Origin of the sequence: Bacillus sp. M13(2017) (genome assembly GCF_002218325.1) — a bacterium.
GTDB lineage: Bacteria > Bacillota > Bacilli > Bacillales > Bacillaceae_G > Bacillus_A > Bacillus_A thuringiensis_K.
Map to the genome: position 1 here is coordinate 4,357 of NZ_KZ268529.1, position 16,698 is coordinate 21,054.

A 16,698-nucleotide genomic window follows, 5' to 3' on the forward strand; every position below is an offset into this window, starting at 1 on the left:
AAATTATATGGTGGAGGATGACGGGATCGAACCGCCGACCCCCTGCTTGTAAGGCAGGTGCTCTCCCAGCTGAGCTAATCCTCCGAAGTGGTGACCCGTACGGGATTCGAACCCGTGTTACCGCCGTGAAAGGGCGGTGTCTTAACCACTTGACCAACGGGCCAATATGTATGGCAGAGAAGAAGGGATTCGAACCCTCGCACCGCGTTAGCGATCTACTCCCTTAGCAGGGGAGCCCCTTGAGCCACTTGGGTACTTCTCTGTATGGCTCCGCAGGTAGGACTCGAACCTACGACCGATCGGTTAACAGCCGATAGCTCTACCACTGAGCTACTGCGGAATAATGAAGACAATTTGTATCTTATAAAAATTCTCTCTGTAAGTCAAGAAGTTTTTAACAACATCTTGTTCAAACGTGACATGTTTATAATATACTGGATTGCGTTTTTACTGTCAAGATGTTTTCGATATCGGTTTGAGTTTCCCTTTACACTTTCCACAGACATATCTTTTTGTATTTATTTGACGCCTTCTTACATATTGAATTGAACACTCCATACATTCATACTTGTAAACCTTTTTTTCCTTCTCTTCATTAATCATTCGTTTACAAAAACGTGGTGCATCAACTTTCTTTAACAACTCACGAAAATCTCTATCCCTGTGCTTATACCCTCTTCCTGCAATATGTAAGTGATAATGACAAAGCTCATGTTTAATAATCCCGACTAACTCTTCTTCACCATACACTTCGTAATATCGATAATTCAGTTCGATATTATGACTCTTCAACAAATAACGCCCACCAGTTGTACGTAATCTATTATTAAACACTGCTTTATGTAAGAACGGCATCTCAAAGTATTGTAGTGACACTTCTTCCACTAGTCGCTGAATTTCTTGCTCATCCACTCTCATTCCTCCTAAACAAAAAAATATTTTTACACTTTTCTCCCTTCTTATACATATATTAAATAGTACATATACCCATCCTCATGTAAGAAGCGTGGTTTCTAAAAACAAAACATGAATAGAAATCCACTCACCAACCTCTCATCAATAGCATTTTAGATTTTTGAGAGCAGGATTAAACAAGGAGGGATTCCTATGCCTACGTGGCTAAAAAAACAAATGCAACGTGCATATTTCGAAAAAAACCGGTATCAAATTAAATTATTAAATGAATGCTGGTTTTATTATAGCAAAATACATCAAAGCTCATAATCCATTACACTTTTTATTCCATAAAAAAAGAGCAGTTTCATCTGCTCTCTTCTCTTACTATTCAATCGGCAACATAGATAGTGCAACGCGTCCTTTTTTTGTATCAATATCATCTACCCATACTTTTACAATTTGCCCTACTGATACAACATCTAACGGATGCTTTACAAACTGTTTGCTAAGTTTAGAAATATGTACTAAACCATCTTGCTTTACGCCAACATCAACAAAAGCACCAAAATCAACAACGTTACGAACTGTTCCTTCTAGTTCCATACCACGTTTTAAATCTTCTAATTTCAAAATCCCTTTTTTCAGAAGTGGTTTAGGCAACTCATCCCTCATATCTCTTTCTGGACTAATAAGCGCATCTATAATATCAACTAACGTCGGCTCCCCAACTCCTGTTTCTTGAGATAACTTAGAAATCTCTACTTCTTCCAATCTCTTTTGTAATTGCGGTTGTCCTACGTCATCTATCGATAACCCTAGACTCTTCAATAACAATTCAACATTTTTATATTGCTCTGGATGAATACCTGTTCGATCTAATGGATTCGCTCCTTCTAGTATACGTAAGAAACCTATACATTGTTCATACGTCTTTGCACCTAAACGCGGGATTTTCTTTAATTCCGTGCGCTTCGTGAATTTCCCATCTTCTTCTCTCTTTGCCACAATATTTTTCGCAACAGTTTTCGATAAACCTGAAACATATTGTAACAATGCAACCGAAGCCGTATTTACATTAACCCCAACTTGGTTAACAGCTGTTTCTACTACAAATGTTAATGACTCATTCAGTCTCTTTTGAGATACATCATGTTGGTATTGTCCAACCCCAACTGATTTAGGATCAATTTTCACAAGTTCAGCAAGTGGATCTTGCAGACGTCTTCCAATAGAAACGGCACTTCTCTCTTCAACTTGTAAATTTGGGAATTCCTCACGGGCTAAATCAGAAGCCGAATACACACTCGCACCCGCTTCATTTACAATAATATAAAAGACATCTCGGTTCACACTTTGTAATACATCTACTATAAACTCTTCTGTTTCTCTAGATGCTGTCCCATTACCAATTGCAATCATTTCAACTTGATATTTATCTATAATAGAAAGAACTTTCGTTTTTGCATCATCATATTTACGAACAGGTGGATGCGGATAAATAACATCGATATGTAGTACTTTCCCCGTATCATCTACTACAGACAATTTACAACCAGTTCTATATGCCGGATCTACCGCTAGCACGACTTTCCCTTTCATCGGAGGTTGTAATAATAAGTTACGTAAATTCTCAGAGAAAATATGTATCGCTTGTTCTTCAGCTGTTTCTGTTAATTCTTTACGAATTTCTCTTTCGATTGAAGATTGAATTAATCGTTTATAACCATCTTCAATCGCTAATTGTACATAATGTGCACTTTTCGAATCGTTATCACGAATTACTTTCTTATTTAAGAAAGTTACTATCTCATCTACTGGCGGAACAACAGCAACTCTCAATATATCTTCTTTCTCGCCACGATTCATTGCTAATACACGATGTGGTACTACTTTTTGCAATGGTTCTTCATAACTGTAATACATTTCATATATATTCTTTTCATCTTTTTCTTCATCTTTCACGGACGAAGACATAACACCTTTTCTAAAAGTAACATTTCGAATCCAACTACGATACGCAGCTTCATCTGAAACCATTTCTGCAATAATGTCTTGTGCACCTTGTAAAGCTTCTTCTGCAGATTGCACTTCTTTCTCTACATTAATAAATTCCACTGCCTTTTTAGCCGGATCTTCTTTCTTATATAACAATAACCATTCAGCTAATGGTTCTAATCCTTTTTCTTTAGCAATTGTCGCTTTCGTTCTTCTTTTCTCTTTATATGGACGATATAGATCTTCTACTTCTTGCAACTTTGTAGCTTTAACAATTTGCTGTCGTAGCTCTTCTGTCAGTTTCCCCTTCTCATCAATAAGACGAAGAACTTCTTCCTTCCTATCTTCAAGTTGCATCATATATTGCCATCTCTCTAAAATCGTACGAATTTGCACCTCATCTAAAGAGCCTGTCCATTCTTTTCGGTAACGAGCAATAAATGGAACTGTGTTACCTTCTTCTGTTAATTGAATAACATGACGAACTTGCTTTTCGGTAAAGCCTAATTCTTTCACTAACATTTTCATTAACGCTTGTCGATTATCTACCATTTCCATATACAACCGTAACCTCCTCTATAATAAAAAAAGTTGCCCTTCAAAGAGAGCAACTTAAACTGCCGATTTAAAAATCTATTAGTCCTAAACTAATTTGCAACGCTTCATCTACACGACTCATCATCACTTCATCCAAATGAGTGATTTTGTCCGTTAAGCGTTGCTTATCGATTGTTCGAATCTGCTCAAGTAAAATAACAGAATCTCTCTCAAAACCATACTTTTTCGCATCAATTTCCACATGAGTGGGTAATTTCGCTTTTTGAATCTGTGCAGTAATAGCCGCTACAATCACCGTTGGACTAAAACGATTTCCGATGTCATTTTGAATGACAAGAACCGGACGAACGCCTCCTTGCTCAGAACCAACAACTGGGGAAAGGTCTGCAAAATACACGTCGCCGCGTTTTACAATCAAAATATTACCCCCCGCTAACTAAGCGTTCTACTGTATGAGCTGCTTCATACTCTGCTAAGAAAGCTTCAGATGCAATACCAAGATTAATTTTTCCCATTTCAATGTACCCACGTCGCATTGATTCATGTTGGTAGCGTTTCTTCGTCTTATGTTGACGCAATAACAATTGTGTTGCCTGGCAAATTAGTTCATGGCGATTCTTATTCTCTTGTTTTCCAATTCCGTCCAATTCCGTTACCATTTGCTTTGGCAACCGAACCACGATTTCAGTAGTTACACTTGATTCGGACACAAAAATACACCTCCACCGTCAACTACACACCCAAATATATATATGACACCTATTGTAATAATACCATTGTATGGAGCCTGTTGCAAAGACTTCCTTATTCCTTGCTTATGTTTTCCAATTCACAAACAAAACATTCATCTTCTTAAATTTTTTATCTCATAACTAACTAAAAACAATAGAACTCCTCTTCAAAACTTACGTGCAACTTATATAAAAAATGATTATAAGTAAAAAGCTTCTCATCAAAAAGAGCTTATTATCCAGCAATGAACAGTCACTCCAATGACAAGAAGCAATCATACTACCTTCTATATATTGTTCAAGTAATTAATTATCTCTACAACCTTACCATTCCGTATAAATATTCTTGGCACACGGAAACTAATCGTTGCAATAATTTCATAATTAATAGTCCCTGAGTATTCCGCAACCTCTGTAGCGCTAATATACTCATCTCCTTGCCTTCCAATAAGCGTAACTTTCGTACCAAGTGGCACTTCACAAGGAAGATGAATCATGAACTGATCCATTGTTACTCTCCCTACAATCGGTACCCTTTTACCATTTATAAGCACTTCAAATCCTTGTAACCTTCTAAGCCACCCATCTGCATAGCCAATCGCTACAGTCGCAATCCATTCTTCAGTTTTCGTTCGGTAGGTGACGTTATAACTAATTCCATCACCTTTAATTACCTGTTTAATATGAGCGACTTTCGTATGAAGTGATAGCGCCGGTTCTAATTCAAATGGTAAAAAAGGACGTATTTCTACAGAAGGAGATAATCCATACATTGCAATCCCAATTCGCACTGCATTAAATGTAATCCCTTGAAAACGTAACGTCGCAGCACTATTAGCTGTATGAACAAGCTTAGGATCCACTCCGAATTCTTTCAACCAACTTAACTGCTCTAAGAACGTGTTATATTGCTTATCAAAATACGAAGTCTCAACTTCATCTGACGTTGCAAAATGCGTGTATACTCCTTCTAACTCTAAAAACGGTGCACCCTCTAAACTCTTTAAAAATTCTTTTAGCTCTTTTCTTTCACGTATTCCAATTCTCCCCATACCACTATCAAAGTTAATATGGAATTTCATTACAGATGAACCATCCCAAAGTTCAATTGCTTCGTCCACCCATTCTTTTTGAAAAACAGTTAGCGCTACATCATTTTCAGCAGCTACATTTACATCACGTGGCGGCGAGGGACCTAACACTAAAATCGGCTCAGTAATACCAGCCCTCCGAAGCACTAAAGCTTCATCTAAAAAAGCAACAGCTAACCTTGTTGCACCTGCTTCTAATGCCGTTTTAGCCACCGGTACATAATCGTGCCCATATGCGTTTGCTTTAACTACAGCAAAAATCTCTACATTACTTGGGATGAACTCTTTAATATGTGTAACGTTGTTATAAATGGCATCTAAATCCACTTCCACCCAAGTGTCACGGTAAAATGGTGCTTCTTCCATAAATACACTTCCTTATACACGATATGCGAAGCTTATTCTTTTATATGCTTCTTTTATGAAATCCACCTTCAAACTAAGAAAAGACGTGGTGCACATATATCACCACGTCTAAGAAGTTTACTTCACCTGCTTCGCTGTAACTGAACGAGCAACCATTAACAGCTCCTTCGGCTCTAAACCTTTAGACACGAGCATATATTCTACTCCGTTATGCGACCACGTTACAGAGTCTTTCGTCAATGCACCAATCGTAAACCCAAGATCAACTGGTTCTCCACTTACACTTACCGCTGATGAAGCCTCTGCAACTTTTGCCTTTTCTTGTATTAAAGTAAAGGATTTCTTATTTCCAGTGTATGTGAGTATCGCACGCTTGCCACTGTCTGTCTTCAACTCTTTTTCATCTTGCAGAGTCATACCTTGTGGTGTATCAAGTGGATACAAAATAGCAAACGGTTTGTCTTCTTTCGCTGTAGTTTGAACATCTACCTGCGCTCTAGACATATTTTGTTTCGTATCAAATGCACCTTTATCAAATTTCGCATCAAATTTCACTTTAGAGAAATCTACTTTCACAAGAACATTTTGATCATTATCCATTAACTTCACTGAAACTGGAGTCAAATCGCTCTTATTCAATGTAATCTCTTGTCTAGGCAACATATTTTGATGTTGATAATTTGTTTTTGTTTTAAAAATATAATACTTATCTGTTTTCTCAAAAGTAAGGTTTTTCTTGTCCTGCAAAATATCTCTTACAAGTGATTCATATAAATAAGCCTGGCTACTATTTTGCGGCCAATCACTTTGAAAACGGAAGCTCTTATTAAGTGCTGGCGTTAATACAAATACACCTTCTTCATTTCTCAAAATAATTTGGCTTTGATCTTTTTTTGCATTTTTTAAATTCACACGATAAAAAGACGGTTCCTTATGCCAAATCTCTACGTTATACTCTTGAGGCTCATTGCCTGTTTTAATAGATAATTTTGCCTCAGCTTGATAACTTTTCATCCCTTTTACTTTTGATTCTAAATCTCTCACGACATCATCTTGCTTCTTTTCCATACAACCCGCCAACACAAAAACGGTCAACAAACCGACAAGAACTAAAAACAGACGCCTTTTCATCAATTCAGCCCCTTTGCCCCTATAAATGAATGGAAGATGTACCTTCCTTATCGCTACCTCAAATATATGAGACAAAGATATAAAATATGCAGACTAGCGTGACGAGCTTTCTAAAACAACTTGAGCAACAGCAAATTCCTTACTATGACTAATTGATAAATGAACAATATACTCTGTACTTGTAATCAGAATTGGCTTACCTCTTTCATCATTTTTCACTTCAATATCTAAAAAACTCACTTCTTTTCCGATACCAGTACCTACAGCTTTTGAATACGCCTCTTTCGCTGCAAACCTTCCAGCTACAAACTCTGTAAGGCGACTTCCTTTCAGCTCCATAGCAACATTACGTTCATTTTCCGTTAAAATACGTTCCATAAATTTAAGCTTTCCATCTAGCATTTTTTCAATACGATTTAATTCAATAATATCGATACCAATCCCTATAATCATTTCGAAATCCCCTTCTTCTATTTAACTTTCTTCTTTCATATTGATAAGAATAACAGAGAATCTTTCTGATGCAAAAGGGGTGAAAGTAACCGTATGCTAATAAGATCCACCCATATTTCTTTACAACCGACTATTCTTACCTTACTTCTTATTCATCTAGTCATGATGATATTAGGCGACTTTTTTCTCTTCCCACTGGCAGCCTCTAATGAATATATCGCTAAAGGAGAATGGTGGCGTGTCATAACTTCTCTTCTTGTACACGTAGACTTACAACATTTTCTTTCTAATATTATTTTTTTGTTTGCTCTTGGTTCTTCTATCGAAAAGCAACTCGGACACTTTTCTTTTTTTATTCTATTTTTTCTCTCTGGAATTTCAGGAAATATTTCTTCTTATATTATTATGCCACTTGAATATATTCACGCAGGTGCATCAGGTGGTATTTTCGGACTATTAGGTGCACAGTTATTTTTATTGTACAATCGATACCGCTCTTCAAAACCAAAAGAAATTGCTATTTTCTCAATTATGATACTTCTATTACTTCTATTTACTTTCTTTAATCCTTCTGCCAATCCGATCAGTCATTTAACAGGTTTAATAACCGGTGGCATTTTAACCCCTTTTTTAACAAAAAAAAACGATGGTGCAAAGCTTATTTAATATAAAAGCTTGCACCATCGATAATTTCTACATCTACTTGTTCACTTAAATCTCTCATTAATTGAAATAAAGACTCATCCTTCATCTTCGCCTCAATCATACAATCAATTTGCGGAACACTTCCCTTTATCCTTCTTAAAAAAGATAAAAATGCCTCTACATTAATATAATCTGCATGAGCTCTTGGATCTTTTCCCTCTCTAGGGCTAGAGATATGCATTTTAACCGGCAACAAAGACGTTTCCCACGTATGAACGACACGTGCCCAATCTTCATACCAATCTTCTTGCTCATTATTCATCATATGGTGATGCAAGTCAAATACGACGGGAATATCTAATTTTTCTCCTAAATATAATGTTTCCTCTAACGTAAAGGTTGTATCATCATTTTCTAATATAATCATTTCTTGAATACCCCTTGGGACATTCGACCAATTCTCTATAAAGCGCTCTAATGCAAGTTCTTTATCTTTATATCCTCCTCCAACATGCAGTACACATCGTTGCTTATGTTCAATCCCCATACCTTTTAATAATTTTTTGTGCATCTGCAATGTTTTTACAGATTGTTTAAAAACACTCTCCTCAGGTGAATTTAGTACAACAAAATGATCTGGATGGAAATCAATTCTCATATTCATATGAACTGCATATTCACCTAGTTTTTTTAAATTTTCTTTTAAAGGACGAATATAGTTCCACTCTATCAATTCCTCATGATTCGCTAAAGGAATGAGCTTTGAACTGAGCCGAAAGAAAGATATGTCATGCCCTTTATTATGCTTTAATAAACGTAAACAATTTTCTAAATTGGAATTAGCAATTCTTTCAAGTTTACGAATTGCAGCAGCACGATCATCTAATTTCTGAAACTGTGCATACGTCATCGTTTGAGATGGAGATGCATTCTTCAAATGTACACTCATCGCAACGTAACCAAGCCTTACAAGCATATAACAGCCCCTTTTCTATCATAACTATTATGTAGTATGCACAATTATAGAAATAAAAAAAGAGAATGCCCGCAAAGGGCATTCTCTTTTTTTTATTAAGCTTGTGGACGGCTATGATGTTTTCTTTCGCCGCGTCCATTTGAAGAACCAGGGCGACCTTGGCCTTCACCTCTACGACCACGACTACCACCATCACGATTACGATCGCGGTTTCCGTCACGATTACGTCCATCACGGTTACGGTCACGATTACGTCCATCGCCACCGCCGCGTGCATCACGACTACGATTACGGTTACCATCACGGTATCCGCCTCCGTTACCGCCGCGTTTTTTAGAACCGCCGCCTCTTGAAACAACAGGTGGTTCTGATGTTAAAGCGATCGGAGTTGTATCCGGCTCTTTAGTCATCATTTTTAAAGCAGCAGCTACTACTGTTACAGAGTCATTTTCTTCTAACATTTCTTCTGCAATACGCTTGTAGTATGCTAAGTTTTCATTTTCAATTGTGCTTTGAAGCTTTTCAGCGATTAAACGTTGTTGACCTTCTAATGCCTCGTCAAGTGTCGGTGCATCCATGCGGTCCATTTTACGTTTTGTTGTACGCTCGATATTTTTTAATTGTCCTGATTCACGTGGTGTTACAAATAGCATTGCAATACCTTTTTTACCTGCACGACCAGTACGACCGATACGGTGAACGTATGATTCTGGATCTTGTGGAATATCGAAGTTATATACGTGCGTTACGCCTGAAATATCAAGACCACGTGCAGCAACGTCTGTTGCAACAAGAACTTCAATAGAACCTTCTTTAAATTTACGTAATACAGACATACGTTTCGCCTGAGTTAAATCACCGTGAATACCTTCTGCAGCATAACCACGTAAGTTTAATGCTTCTGATAATTCATCAACACGGCGCTTTGTACGACCGAATACGATTGCAAGCTCTGGAGATTGAATATCTAATAAGCGTGTTAACACGTCAAACTTTTTCTTTTCTTGCACTTCTAAATAGAACTGCTGAATGTTTGGCATTGTTACTTCTTTTGCTTTTACTTTAATGTGTTGAGGCTCAGTCATGAAACGCTCAGCAATACGGCGGATTGGATCCGGCATTGTCGCTGAGAATAGTAATGTTTGATGTGTTTCTGGCACATCTGTTAAAATTGCTTCAATGTCTTCAATGAAGCCCATGTTTAACATTTCATCCGCTTCGTCAAGAACAACTGTCTCTACGTTTTGCAGACGAAGTGTTTTACGGTTAATATGATCTAAAATACGACCCGGCGTACCAACAATAATGTGTGGGTGTTTTTTTAGAGCACGAATTTGGCGGTTAATATCTTGACCACCATAAATTGGTAAAATACGAACACGTTTATGCTTACCAATTTTGTATAATTCTTCTCCAACTTGAATTGCTAATTCACGCGTTGGCGCGATAACAATACCTTGAACCGATTCTTTATGTGTATCCACTTTATCTAATAGTGGTAATCCGAATGCTGCTGTTTTCCCTGTACCTGTTTGCGCTTGCCCAATAATATCTTTACCTTGCAATGCATGTGGAATTGTTTCAGCTTGAATTGGTGTAGCCTCTTCAAAGCCCATACTTTCAACAGATTGCAGTAAAGAATCACTTAATCCTAATTCTCGAAATGTTGTCAATGTTACTTCTCCTTTTCTATCCTATACTTATCATTTAAAAAAAGGCGTTTTCCGAATTTGCGGAAAAGCCCTTTTCCTGAATGCTCACGTATATAAACGGGCGTATATTCTTCACGAAAATACTTCTAAACGTTATTACACTTTATCAATTATAAGTTTTGTATGTGTAAAAAGCAAACCCAACTGTTACCTTATTTTCATATTCAGAGTTTTTTTCTTCACTTTTATTTTTTTATATTTACTGTAAGCGCTTATTATAAGTTTCTTCTATTTTCGTAACTATCATCCCTATTTATATACACCAATTATTTCAACATCGTAATTACTTCTTCTAATTTCATACCGCGAGATGCTTTTATTAATACAACATCTTTCACATCGACTACTGCTTGTAAATCTTTTACTAACTCTTCTTTATTATCATACGCCTTTACACGTTCATTAGGGAAATTAATTTTCGCTCCTTCAGCAATTTGAGCCCCTAATCTACCGTATGTGAATACATACGAGATTTTTGCTGGATCGATTAATTTTCCTACCTCATAATGGAACTGTACTTCTTGATCTCCAAGTTCTAACATATCACCGAGCACAACGATTTTTTTAGCAAAACCATCTAAACCATTCATTAAATGGAATGCTGCTTCCATAGCCGTCGGACTTGCATTATAAGCATCGTTGATAATTGTTAAACCACTATTGGTTTTCACAATTTCCATACGCATGCCCGTCATTTGAAGTGTTACTAACCCTTCTTTCATCTCTTCCCACGTTACACCAAAATGTTTCGCAATTGCCATTGAAGCAAGTGTATTATACACATTATGTTTTCCTAACACAGGTAAGTAGAATGAAATATTTTCATCTCTATTCATTTTGAAATGTGTCCCAGTTGCTTGTAATGTTACAGTCGTTGGATAATAATCGTTTGCTCTTGCATCACCAAACGTAACCGTTTCTGCCGCTAAATTCATTTCAGGAACACGATTCGTTAATAAAGGCTCATCTCCGTTATATACGAACACGCCACCTTCTTGTAACCCTGTAACAATTTCTAATTTCGCTTCAGCAATTGCCTCACGAGATCCTAAATCCATTAAATGTGCCTCACCGATATTCGTAATGATAGCTGCATTAGGACGAGCTAACTTAGATAAGAATTCAATTTCGCCTCGGCTTGACATACCCATCTCTAATACTGCTACTTCTGTATTTTCTTCTAAGTTTAAAATGGTAAGAGGTAATCCGATATGGTTATTGAAGTTCCCTTCTGTTTTTTGCACTTTGAACTTAGTCGCAAGAAGACTTGTTACAATATCTTTCGTAGATGTTTTACCGTTACTACCCGTTACACCTACAACTTTAACATCCAATTGATCACGATAGTTTTTCGCTAACATTTGCAATGCCGATAGCGTGTCTTCCACAAAAATAACCGGAAGATTCTCAGGTGGATTCGCTACATCTTTCATCCATAATGTAGCCACAGCTCCATTTTCAACAGCTTTATCTACAAAACCATGTCCATCAAAGCGCTCCCCTTGAATCGGAACATACAAGTTTCCTTTTTTAATTTTTCTTGTATCAATAGACACGCCTTGAATAGTAATTCCCTCATATTGCTCTGCTAATCCAGTACCATTTACCATCTGTTCCACTTGCTTTAACATTCGCTTTATCATATAGAAACGCTCCTTACATAGAGGAAGCACTATTCCTATGAATAGTGCTTCCTCCTTTTTTGTTAGATTGTATATTTAATTTTTTGTTTTTCTTCGTGACGTTCAATCGCTAAACGAATTAGCTCTTCGATTAATTCTGGATACGGTAACCCAGTATGTTGCCATAATAGAGGGAACATACTGAACGGTGTAAATCCTGGCATTGTGTTTACTTCGTTAATATACACTTCTCCATCTTTCGTTAAGAAGAAATCAGCTCGCGTTAAACCTGCACCGTCTAATGATTGGAATGCAATAATCGCATCACGCTTAATTACATTAGATTCTTCTTCTGTCATTTCAGCTGGAATAATTAGCGCCGTATCACCATCGATATATTTCGACTTATAATCATAGAAGTCCTTTTTCGGGACGATTTCACCTACAACTGAACATTTCGGCTCATCATTACCTAGTACCCCAACTTCTACTTCACGACCTACAATATTTTCTTCTACAATAATTTTGCGATCAAATTGGAATGCCTCTACAAATGCATCCTCAAGTTCTTCACGATTTTTACACTTATTAATACCAACACTTGAACCAAGGTTCGCTGGTTTTACGAAGCAAGGATATCCTAACTTATCTTCTACTTTAGAATAAGCTTCCTCACGATTTTTTTCCCATGCACTACGAATGAAGGATGCATATTTTGCTTGTTTTAAACCAGCCTCTGCAAAGATGTTTTTCATAACAACTTTATCCATACCAGCAGATGATGCTAGAACACCATTTCCTACATAAGGGATATTCATTAATTCTAATAGTCCTTGAACCGTTCCATCTTCACCGTTTGGTCCATGTAGTAATGGGAAAATAACGTCAATAGCGTTCTCCTCAGAAGCTGCAGATGGGATAATTTCTGTACTTAATGATAACGGAGAAATCGCATTTTCTGCACCACTCATTTTTAAAGCTTCAACATCTGTTACTTCGCCTTCAATACGCTCACCACGTACCCATTGACCTTGTTCTGTAATATAAATTGGATGAATCTCGAATTTATCTTGATTTAACGCTTTAATAGCAGCAAGAGCCGTCTGTAGCGAAACTTGATGCTCAGCTGATTTTCCACCATATAATAAACCTAATTTAATTTTCGTCAATGAAATCACCCTAACCAATTGTTTTCATTTTTCTATTTTAGCACTTTTTATAAAAATAGGTAGTTCCTATTTGAAATAAAATGTAACTTCCATAAATAATTAAATAACATCACTTATTGGTTTTTCATTTCATTTTCTATATAGGTACACAAAATAAAATGGCAATCTAATCTAGTTATGTACCTAAAATATGTAGAAATCCCCTTTTTTGTGTATGTCACCTATTCACTAAGACGATTGTTTGGTTAGTGTGTCTTTTTGCCTTTGCTCAACAAGGCGATCTAAAGAAACATATACAATACCTGCAACTACACATCCTACAGCTAAAATTGTAAATAGAAAGTGACCAAGTAATCGATCTAATAAAAAACCTCCCAAAAGTGGGCCAAATGCGCTTCCTGTAATCCACTGCAAACTTGCAGCTCCCATATAAGTCCCTCTCAAATGCTCAGGGGCCAAATTTGCTACAAATGTCATCTGTACAGGCGACATAATCATTTCACCTAACGTATATATAGCATAAACGAACAGTAGTGTTATTAAAATAATTGTAGCATTTGTATTAAATTCTCCAAACCACTTCGGTAACCACCCTATAAAAAATAATCCAATCCCGAATAAACATGCACCATATAACATCGTCTTCCCGACTGGTTTATCCGTAGCCCATTTTGAAATTTGAAACTGGAATAAAACAACTAATAGTCCGTTTAACGCCATTAAATATGGATATGGATTATTCGTTCCAAAAATACGCTTCATTTCATTATCAAAATGTAGTGGCAACATGCCTTCGGTTTGAGAAAACCCCATCGAAATGATAATACCTGCTAATAAGTAAATCATTAATGCCTTATCTTGCATTACAATTTTCCAAACTGCTCCAGATTCCTTTTCTTTATGTTCTTCCCTATCTGTCCTTTTTGGCATCGTCTCTTGAATAAGAAGTAATACAAGTAACGCATAAAATAGCATTGTAGAAGAGGCAATAATAAACACAAGGTTCTTTGACAACACAACTACTGATGCTCCCATTATCGGACCAATCGCAGCACCTATATTGTGTCCCATTCGTAATAAACCATATGCCTCTGTTCTTTTTTCTGGTACCGTTACATCTGCGACCATAGCTGATGCAGCTGGATGAAATAAAGAATTACTCAACCCTAAAAAAATAGATAAAATTGCATATGGAATAAATCCTTCTATAAATAGAAAACCGAGCATTAATAATGCATTACTTGCCATAGAAAATATCATAATAGGCTTTCTTCCATATATGTCAGCAATTCTCCCTCCTATAAGTGATCCAAAGCTTGCAGCAATTGGAGAAAGCGCCATAATAACCCCAACTTCCAACAACGAATCTACCTTATCTTTTAAATATAATGCAAAAAAAGGCATTAACATCATCATTGCAATTCCATTTAACGTCTCTCCAATAAATCGAATCCATACGTTACGGTCCATCTCCCTTAACTCACGCCACGTATTTTTCATCATTCCACCCCTTTAGTTAGCCAACAATTATCTTACAATAAGTTCAGAAAAATGTAAATTTTCAAATAAAAAATCCATTCTAACAGAATTAGAATGGATTTTTTTCGCTTATAAATTTGCAACATCTTCTTCTTTTTTACTATTATTTAAAGCACTATGTTTTCGGCTATATAAGAAGTAAACCGCTATACCAATAACCATCCATATCCCAAAACTAATCCACGCTGTCCCCGATAATTGAAGCATTAAGTATAAACAGAAAATCACTGTTAATGCTGGTAAAAATGGTACAAGCGGAGCCTTAAATGCCCTTGGTAAGTCTGGATGAGTTCTTCTCATTACGATTACCGCAACAGCTACGAGTGCAAATGCTGACAATGTCCCCATATTTACAAGATGCGCTAAAACATTTAAATCTATTAATCCTGAAATCAGTGCCGCAATAATTCCCGTTGTCCATGTATTTAAAAATGGCGTTTTAAATTTCGGATGAACTTTAGCTAGACGCTTCGGCAGTAAACCATCTCGGCTCATCGCATAAGAAACACGAACTTGCCCATACATCATAACTAGCATTACTGTTGTAATTCCTGTAATTGCTCCTACTGAAATTACCCCCGCTAAACCATCTTGTCCAATAAATTGAAGTGCGAAAGCAACTGGATCTGATATATTTAGCTGCCCGTATGGAACAATTCCTGTCAAAATAAGCGAAACAACGATATAAAGAACTGTACAAATTAATAACGATGCAATAATACCAATTGGTAAATCACGTTGCGGACGTTTCACTTCTTCTGCCGCTGTTGAAACTGCATCAAATCCTATAAATGCGAAAAATACTGTAGCCGCTCCAGCCATTACACCATCTAAACCAAATGGCATAAAAGGCGTCCAGTTTTCAGGTTTCACATAATTAAAACCAGCAAAGATAAAAATAAGAACAACTGCTATTTTAATAAATACCATAATGTTATTTACTCGTGCACTTTCACGAACACCCCTAGATAAAAGAACTGTCATCACTAAAATAATTAGAACTGCAGGTAGATCAATTATTCCACCCTTACCTGTACCAGGAGCCGAGGAGAGAATAGTCGGGATATGAATTCCAAACCCCTTTAATAAAGATTGAAAATATGCAGACCAACCGTTCGCTACAGCAGATGTAGCAAGTAAATATTCCAGCATTAAATCCCAGCCAATTAAAAATGCGAATACTTCCCCCATCGTCGCGTATGTATACGTATACACACTGCCCGAGACAGGAACTGAAGAAGCAAATTCAGCATAACAAAATGCAGCAAAGGCACAAGCTAGAGCGGCAATCGCAAATGATAATATAATAGCTGGCCCAGAATGTTTCGCTGCCACAACACCCGTTAGAACAAAAATACCAGTTCCAACAATTGCTCCGATTCCAAGCATAGTTAAATCTAGCGCGCCCAATGTTCTTGCTAACGTTTTTTGCTTACTTTCTTGCATTAACTTTGCAATTGGCTTCTTTTGAAAAATTCGCTTCATCTTTCACTCCTCCAAGTTTTAAATTTTCTGAAAATTTTTAATTCGCTTTTTTATTTTACTCATTACGCTTTTCCTAGTCAATACTTTTGTCGAAACAAGTAGAAATTCTTCTAAATATGCACGATCCTTATCATTCTTTCTATATATCTTTCGACAACTCTTTTTGGTATTATTACACATGTCGATTCCACAAAAAAGGCATGCTCCCTTATTAAAATGTACCCTATAGAATAGACACTTGAAAAAAGTCTATTCTATAGGGTATTTCTTGTATAATAAAAGGAAAATTGGGATCGGAGAATGTTGAAAATGACAAAAAAACTATTTA

The 16,698-nt window shown here is 36.6% G+C and carries 15 protein-coding genes and 4 tRNA genes; 2 read left to right on the forward strand and 17 right to left on the reverse strand.

From position 1 onward, the window contains the following. Positions 1 to 8: 8 nt before the first annotated feature. The 5 genes from CGQ22_RS30510 to CGQ22_RS30530 form a co-directional block, all read right to left on the reverse strand. Positions 9 to 84, reverse strand: a tRNA-Val gene (locus CGQ22_RS30510). A 4-nt stretch (positions 85 to 88) separates the two neighbouring features. After that, a tRNA-Glu gene (locus CGQ22_RS30515) sits at positions 89 to 163 on the reverse strand. An 8-nt stretch (positions 164 to 171) separates the two neighbouring features. Beyond that, a tRNA-Ser gene (locus CGQ22_RS30520) sits at positions 172 to 262 on the reverse strand. 3 nt (positions 263 to 265) lie between these two features. Continuing rightward, positions 266 to 340: transfer RNA gene (locus CGQ22_RS30525), tRNA-Asn, on the reverse strand. A 113-nt stretch (positions 341 to 453) separates the two neighbouring features. After that, positions 454 to 912, reverse strand: a complete 459-nt coding sequence (locus CGQ22_RS30530; protein ID WP_061883709.1) for a SprT family protein — start codon at positions 910 to 912, stop codon at positions 454 to 456. Between the two features lie 195 nt (positions 913 to 1,107). Here CGQ22_RS30530 and cmpA point away from each other — a divergent pair, with 195 nt between their 5' ends. Further along, positions 1,108 to 1,224, forward strand: coding sequence for a cortex morphogenetic protein CmpA (cmpA, locus tag CGQ22_RS30535; RefSeq protein ID WP_001143642.1), 117 nt, complete (start codon positions 1,108 to 1,110; stop codon positions 1,222 to 1,224). Positions 1,225 to 1,281: 57 nt separating this feature from the next. Here cmpA and CGQ22_RS30540 read toward each other — a convergent pair whose 3' ends face one another. The 6 genes from CGQ22_RS30540 to acpS all read right to left on the reverse strand — a co-directional run bounded on the left by CGQ22_RS30540 (position 1,282) and on the right by acpS (position 7,222). Further along, positions 1,282 to 3,450 carry a Tex family protein gene (locus CGQ22_RS30540; RefSeq protein WP_000426236.1) on the reverse strand — a complete coding sequence of 723 codons (2,169 nt, stop codon included), beginning with the start codon at positions 3,448 to 3,450 and terminating at the stop codon, positions 1,282 to 1,284. 67 nt (positions 3,451 to 3,517) lie between these two features. After that, positions 3,518 to 3,868: a type II toxin-antitoxin system endoribonuclease NdoA gene (gene ndoA / locus CGQ22_RS30545; protein WP_000635965.1), complete on the reverse strand. Its 351-nt coding sequence runs from the start codon at positions 3,866 to 3,868 to the stop codon at positions 3,518 to 3,520. 4 nt (positions 3,869 to 3,872) lie between these two features. Next, positions 3,873 to 4,160 (reverse strand): antitoxin EndoAI, encoded by a 288-nt coding sequence (locus tag CGQ22_RS30550; RefSeq protein WP_000004570.1) that lies wholly within the window; start codon positions 4,158 to 4,160, stop codon positions 3,873 to 3,875. Between the two features lie 308 nt (positions 4,161 to 4,468). Further along, complete coding sequence (gene alr / locus CGQ22_RS30555; RefSeq protein ID WP_000390613.1) at positions 4,469 to 5,638, reverse strand: alanine racemase; 1,170 nt, start codon at positions 5,636 to 5,638, stop codon at positions 4,469 to 4,471. A gap of 117 nt (positions 5,639 to 5,755) precedes the next feature. Further along, positions 5,756 to 6,706: a LolA family protein gene (locus CGQ22_RS30560; protein WP_002004297.1), complete on the reverse strand. Its 951-nt coding sequence runs from the start codon at positions 6,704 to 6,706 to the stop codon at positions 5,756 to 5,758. A gap of 156 nt (positions 6,707 to 6,862) precedes the next feature. After that, positions 6,863 to 7,222: a holo-ACP synthase gene (gene acpS, locus CGQ22_RS30565; protein ID WP_000583417.1), complete on the reverse strand. Its 360-nt coding sequence runs from the start codon at positions 7,220 to 7,222 to the stop codon at positions 6,863 to 6,865. 93 nt (positions 7,223 to 7,315) lie between these two features. On the opposite strand from acpS, the gene CGQ22_RS30570 reads away from it, so the two are divergent. Then, positions 7,316 to 7,888 carry a rhomboid family intramembrane serine protease gene (locus CGQ22_RS30570; RefSeq protein WP_000908521.1) on the forward strand — a complete coding sequence of 191 codons (573 nt, stop codon included), beginning with the start codon at positions 7,316 to 7,318 and terminating at the stop codon, positions 7,886 to 7,888. On the opposite strand, the gene uvsE is transcribed toward CGQ22_RS30570, so the two are convergent. From uvsE to bcaP, 6 genes are all read right to left on the reverse strand, one after another. Further along, positions 7,881 to 8,843, reverse strand: a complete 963-nt coding sequence (uvsE, locus tag CGQ22_RS30575) for a UV DNA damage repair endonuclease UvsE (protein WP_000961160.1) — start codon at positions 8,841 to 8,843, stop codon at positions 7,881 to 7,883. The genes CGQ22_RS30570 and uvsE overlap by 8 nt on opposite strands. A 95-nt stretch (positions 8,844 to 8,938) precedes the next feature. Further along, the gene (gene cshA, locus CGQ22_RS30580; protein WP_000206584.1) at positions 8,939 to 10,516 is read right to left on the reverse strand and encodes a degradosome RNA helicase CshA; all 1,578 of its coding nucleotides are present in this window, start codon (positions 10,514 to 10,516) and stop codon (positions 8,939 to 8,941) included. 305 nt (positions 10,517 to 10,821) lie between these two features. Further along, entirely contained in the window at positions 10,822 to 12,198 is a 1,377-nt protein-coding gene (gene murF / locus CGQ22_RS30585; RefSeq protein WP_000595966.1) for a UDP-N-acetylmuramoyl-tripeptide--D-alanyl-D-alanine ligase, read from the reverse strand. 62 nt (positions 12,199 to 12,260) lie between these two features. After that, positions 12,261 to 13,346 (reverse strand): D-alanine--D-alanine ligase, encoded by a 1,086-nt coding sequence (locus CGQ22_RS30590; RefSeq protein ID WP_000161427.1) that lies wholly within the window; start codon positions 13,344 to 13,346, stop codon positions 12,261 to 12,263. 228 nt (positions 13,347 to 13,574) lie between these two features. Next, positions 13,575 to 14,846, reverse strand: coding sequence for an MDR family MFS transporter (locus CGQ22_RS30595; protein WP_000799727.1), 1,272 nt, complete (start codon positions 14,844 to 14,846; stop codon positions 13,575 to 13,577). Between the two features lie 108 nt (positions 14,847 to 14,954). After that, positions 14,955 to 16,370 carry a branched-chain amino acid transporter BcaP gene (bcaP, locus tag CGQ22_RS30600; RefSeq protein ID WP_000821075.1) on the reverse strand — a complete coding sequence of 472 codons (1,416 nt, stop codon included), beginning with the start codon at positions 16,368 to 16,370 and terminating at the stop codon, positions 14,955 to 14,957. Positions 16,371 to 16,698: the final 328 nt, after the last annotated feature.